Origin of the sequence: Collimonas fungivorans (genome assembly GCF_028292705.1) — a bacterium.
In the GTDB taxonomy this organism is placed as follows: domain Bacteria; phylum Pseudomonadota; class Gammaproteobacteria; order Burkholderiales; family Burkholderiaceae_D; genus Collimonas; species Collimonas fungivorans_B.
This window is the reverse complement of record NZ_JAQGLV010000065.1, coordinates 1-5,131: the sequence shown is the minus strand read 5'-3', so window position 1 is coordinate 5,131 and position 5,131 is coordinate 1. Positions and strand designations below refer to the sequence as shown.

Annotated in this window: 5 protein-coding genes; 2 read left to right on the top strand and 3 right to left on the bottom strand. The window is 58.3% G+C overall.

Features of this window, described 5'->3' with window-relative positions:
* Positions 1 to 1,414: DNA mismatch repair protein MutS (locus JWQ61_RS03195; protein ID WP_304359237.1), on the bottom strand; the 1,414-nt coding region annotated here is incomplete at its 3' end.
* 182 nt (positions 1,415 to 1,596) lie between these two features.
* Between JWQ61_RS03195 and JWQ61_RS03190 the strand changes: the two genes are divergently transcribed.
* Both JWQ61_RS03190 and JWQ61_RS03185 read left to right on the top strand, forming a co-directional pair.
* On the top strand, positions 1,597 to 2,886 hold the full coding sequence (locus tag JWQ61_RS03190; RefSeq protein WP_304359236.1) for an MFS transporter: 1,290 nt from the start codon (positions 1,597 to 1,599) through the stop codon (positions 2,884 to 2,886).
* Between the two features lie 115 nt (positions 2,887 to 3,001).
* Positions 3,002 to 3,616 carry a hypothetical protein gene (locus JWQ61_RS03185; protein WP_304359235.1) on the top strand — a complete coding sequence of 205 codons (615 nt, stop codon included), beginning with the start codon at positions 3,002 to 3,004 and terminating at the stop codon, positions 3,614 to 3,616.
* A 132-nt stretch (positions 3,617 to 3,748) separates the two neighbouring features.
* Here JWQ61_RS03185 and JWQ61_RS03180 read toward each other — a convergent pair whose 3' ends face one another.
* Positions 3,749 to 4,537, bottom strand: a complete 789-nt coding sequence (locus tag JWQ61_RS03180) for a molybdopterin-dependent oxidoreductase (RefSeq protein WP_304359234.1) — start codon at positions 4,535 to 4,537, stop codon at positions 3,749 to 3,751.
* Positions 4,534 to 5,115 carry a cytochrome b/b6 domain-containing protein gene (locus tag JWQ61_RS03175; protein WP_304359238.1) on the bottom strand — a complete coding sequence of 194 codons (582 nt, stop codon included), beginning with the start codon at positions 5,113 to 5,115 and terminating at the stop codon, positions 4,534 to 4,536. The genes JWQ61_RS03180 and JWQ61_RS03175 overlap by 4 nt, the downstream gene beginning before the upstream one ends.
* Positions 5,116 to 5,131: the final 16 nt, after the last annotated feature.

The window sequence follows — 5,131 nt, the reverse complement described above, 5'->3', positions numbered from 1 at the left end:
GTGTCAAACAGTGCTCAAGTAGCGGCGCCAGTACCAGATTGTGCGACGAGACGATCACCACGCCCTTGGCGGCAAGTGCATCGAGGACCGCGGCGGCGGCCGATACCGATTCAAGGTGGTTCGTGCCCCGAAAGATTTCATCGATGATATAGATGCCCGGATGGGGACCCTCAGCGGACGCCAACAGCTCCCGGGCGCGCCTCAGTTCAGCCATGTACAGGCTCTCGCCGCCTAGCAATGAGTCCTCGTTTTGGATGCTCGCGTAGACCGCCCGCGTGGGCACGACCGCGCTGCGCGCATAACAAAATCCAAAAGCGCGTGCCACCACCAGGTTAAGGCCGATGGTGCGCAATAGTGTGCTCTTGCCGATCCCATTTTGGCCGGAAATGAATGCACCTTTCCCAGCTAGGGTGATTGACAGCGGCGCCGCTTGCGCAAGCAGGGGATGCACTACCTGCTCGAGCGCGATGTCGGTACCGTCATACCGCTCGGCCCAGCATACCTCCGGCGTAGCCAGCACATGCCGTGCAAGTGCGATGTCTGCTTCCAGGTTCGCAATCAATAAGTAGCACTCGCGCAGGTAGGCGATATCGGCCTGGACCCTCGACACGGATTTGAAATAGTGCCTGACATTGCCCAGCATGAACCAGTCGAGGTACTCCTGGGAGCCGGGAATCAATGCAACTAGCGGCGTTCGGGAAAGGCTGCGATTGATCTGGCCGGCGCGCGCGTGCAATTCCCGGAACGGGCGAAGTAGCGGCTCGCCGCGCGCACCCAGTGCGCTGCAAACTCCTAGCAAGTGTTGCAGCGACTCCATCGACGTATCCCATCTTTCGGCTGCACTGATGTAGCGAAACCGAATTGCCAATAACGTTGCAAACGAAATAGCTACAGCCGCCCAAGCCAGCGGCCACACAAAAGTGACGGCAACCGCGGTAAGGAAAATGGGGCCGACCACACCGACGTAGCGTGTCCAAGGGGGCTCAACTTTAGGAGTCCTGGCGCCAAATAGCAGGTCCGCAATCTCCGTCTGGGCGCGTCGCAAGGGCTGGCAGGCGCGATCGAGCGCGGCCAGTTGCTCAGGGTCGGCGGTCAGGGCCTTCACCCTCGCCATTTGTGCCGCGCAGGCCGTTTCGTCGAGCCCGGTACGCAATCGCCGGTGCAGCACTTGCTGCCCGAAGATACTGACGCCTGCTGACAAAAGACTGGCGTACTGTTCGAGCAAAAGGTCGCCCCATGTCTGAACGTCGATACACATGTCAGTTGGCACGGCAGTGCTGGTATGCAATTGGGCCAGCTCGGTGTTATCAAACCAGAAGTCCAAGTCGTTCGGCTCTGGAATTAGGAAGAAGGCGCGCAGCGAACTGAGCAGGCGAGGCAAGAATGAACCCAGCTTAACGGAGGAAACAGACATACAGCCTTTCAAGGCATTGATTGGATGACCTGTGCGGTGCAATATGCCGCCACATGTCGATAAATCAATGGTCTAAAGAAATGTCAGCCTAAGCGCGGGGGCAATCCGGGGTGGAGCGTTATTGCTTTCTGGTAGTAAAATGCCAATCGGCGCAAGCCTCGCGCCGTATATCAGGGACCAAAATGAACAAAGCACAACAAGGTAGCCCCAATTCAGCCGGCACGGTGCTGTTCGCCAGTTTGATCGGCACTACGATCGAATTTTTCGATTTCTACATCTATGCGACCGCTGCGGTCCTGGTCTTCCCCAAACTCTTTTTCCCTGCCACCGATGCGACTGCCGCCACCATGCAGTCGCTCGCCACGTTTGCGCTTGCCTTCTTTGCGAGGCCGATCGGCTCGGCCGTGTTCGGCCATTTCGGCGACCGGATCGGCCGCAAGGCCACGCTGGTAGCAGCGCTGCTGACGATGGGCATCTCCACTGTCATCATCGGCGTGCTGCCGACGTACCACACGATCGGCACACTGGCGCCGGTGCTGCTCGCGATGTGCCGTTTCGGCCAGGGTCTCGGCCTCGGTGGCGAATGGGGCGGCGCGGTTTTGCTCGCGACCGAAAATGCGCCGCCTGGAAAGCGCGCCTGGTACGGCATGTTTCCGCAACTGGGTGCGCCACTCGGCTTCCTGCTGTCCGGCGGCACCTTCCTGCTGCTGACTCAGACCATGACCGACACGCAGTTTTTCAGCTACGGCTGGCGCATTCCCTTCCTCGCCAGCGCGCTGCTCGTGATTGTCGGCTTGTATGTGCGCCTGAAGCTGACCGAAACGCCGGCCTTTAAGAAAGTGCTCGAAAAGAACGAACGCGTAAAGGTTCCGGTGTTGACGGTATTCCGCGACCACGCTCGCGCGCTCGTCCTTGGCACCATCATCGCGATTGCTACCTTCGTGCTGTTTTACCTGATGACGGTGTTCACGCTGAATTGGGGCACGACCGCGTTAGGCTTTTCGCGCAAGGATTTCCTTATCCTGCAACTGATCGCGGTACTGTTTTTCGGTCTGACCATTCCGATTTCCGCCGTGCTGGCCGACCGCCACGGGCGGCGCGAGACCCTGATTGGAGTATCGGCGGCGATCGCAATATTTGGCTTGATGCTGGCGCCACTTTTCGGCTCCGGAAATACCTGGGTCGTCGCGGCGTTTCTCGTCATCGGCCTTAGCCTGATGGGGATGACTTACGGGCCGCTGGGCACAATGCTGTCGGAACTGTTCCCCGCCGAAGTACGCTACACGGGCGCCTCCCTGACATTCAACCTGGCCGGCATTCTGGGCGCGTCACTTGCGCCTTACGTCGCCACCTGGCTGGCGGCGCACTATGGATTGAAATATGTCGGTTATTACCTGTCTGCCTCCGCGTTGCTGAGCCTTGTCGCGTTGCTGCTGACCGCGAAGACGCCTGCGCGTTCTGTTCACTCCTGAAGGCGACACGCTATCTTGGAGGCGCCGCCGGCCAGCTCCTTAAATGTCTGAAACTTTATCCTGCGGTATCATCATCTCTCCTCGTTTTCGAATGTCTCCAACACAGGAATCTGATATGTACATTTCCCCAAAAAACGCCTTACGGATGATCGCAGCTGCCGCGCTGGTATCCAGTGCCGCCGCCCACGCCCAAGCACCAGCTCCAACCCGTATCCGTGGTGAGATCGTCGCAGTCGACGCCACCACGCTAACGGTTCATCGCCGCAGCGGTGATACCGTCAAGATTGCCATCACGCCAGACCAGGCCGTGGGCGCGGTGAAAAACATCAAGCTTTCCGACATTCAAAAAGGCGCGTTCATTGGCACCGCGACCAAAGCCGCACCAGGCGGAAAACTCGTTGCGATGGAGGTCCTGGTGTTTCCCGAAGCCGCACGTGGTACCGGTGAAGGGCACTACGCATGGGACTTGCTGCCAGGTAGCATGATGACCAATGCCAATGTCGATACCGTCGCGACTGGCGTGAATGGACGTACCTTGCAACTGTCCTATAAAGGCGGTAGCCAGGAAGTCCTTGTGCCGGAAAATACGCCCGTGGTGACCCCTGTGCCGGCAAAACGTGCTGACCTGATCGCTGGAAAGAAAGTATTCGTTGTCGCCAATGGCACAGCCACCAACCTGACTGCGGCGCGGATTCTAGTCGAGAAAGATGGGGTTGCGCCACCGATGTGATCGCTGGAAGGTGTGCGATCCAGCGCCACACGGCCGCCATGCGATTTCATCGCACGGCGGCTTTTTTTTCATCATCTATCATCTGTAAGGCTGCGTGTGGCCGATGCGCCCACTACTCTTCATCCTGACGGGTCAGACGCCACCGAACCAGTTATATCCCTGGTCCACCCAATAGCCGCCAGGGTAGGTGTTAGTCACGAACATGGCCACGATATGCTTCGGATTTTTATAGCCTAGCTTGGTCGGCATCCGCAACTTCATCGGATAGCCGTATTTTGGCGGCAGGATCTGTCCGTCGTAGGTGAAGGTCAACAAGGATTGCGGGTGCAATGCGCTTGCCATGTCGATGCTTTCAAAATAATCGTCGGCGCATTTAAAGCCGATATATTTGGCGCTCGTATCGGCGCCAATCCGCTTCAAGAACCCTGCAAATGATGTCCCGCTCCAGTGGCCGATTGCGCTCCAGCCTTCAATGCAAATATGGCGCGTGATCTGGCTGGTCTGCGGCAGCGCGTACAATTCCGGCAGTGTCCAGGCGTGCTTGTCCTGCACCAACCCGCTCACCTCAAGCTTGTAGCTTTCTCCGTTGACTTCAGGCGTGCTGTCGATGTCGTAGAACGCGTTGAATGGGAATGGCTTGGTCAGCATTGATTCGGGATAGGTCGGCGCCAGCTGCTTAGGATCGAACATCCAGCCCTGTACACCGTCGTTCAGGCGCGATACCGCGGTCAGGAATTGATTCACCGATTTTTCGTTGGTCAGCTGGCAGCCAGTCAACAGCGATAAGCCGCCGAGCGTGAGGGCGCGCTTGGCAAAAAGACGCCGCGCCGGTGCTTCCAGCAGGCGCTCGGCGTCTTTCAGGATCATGTCGCGGTCGAGCGATTTCGGAATCACCAGTAACTTCGATTTAGGGTCCGTCATTTTTTCTTCCTCGGCGTTGTCACCATCGCGATCAGCGAGCGCGGTACCAGCGCAACCATGACGATGTGCACGATAAGAAACGCGGCAATAAACGCCATCGCGCCAAAATGCACTACGCGCGCGGTGTCATACCCACCCATCAGCTCGCGTAACGGCGCCAGTTGTACCGGCTTCCAGATCGCGAGTCCGGAAAGAACGACCACGACCAATGCCACGCAGACGGCGAGATACGCCGCTTTCTGCACGGCGTTGTAGGTACCGCTGGCATCGTGCGCCAGCTTGCCGCGCAAGGCAGCGCCCAGATCGCGCGCGAATGTTTTTGCAGAGAGCGGGAAAAACTGGCGGAACAGGCGCAGCGTGATGAGGTTCAGGAACAGATAAGTAATACCGCAACAGAACACCAGCCACATCGCCGCAAAATGCCATTGAAGCGCACCACCAAGCCAGCCGCCCAGCGTCAGCTGCGCGGGGAAAGTAAAGCCGGGAAAGATGGGGGACGCGTTATAGATCGCCCAGCCAGAGAACATCATGATGATGACTGCAAACGCAATGAGCCAGTGGGCGATCCGTACCCACAACGGCCGCTTTGCCGCT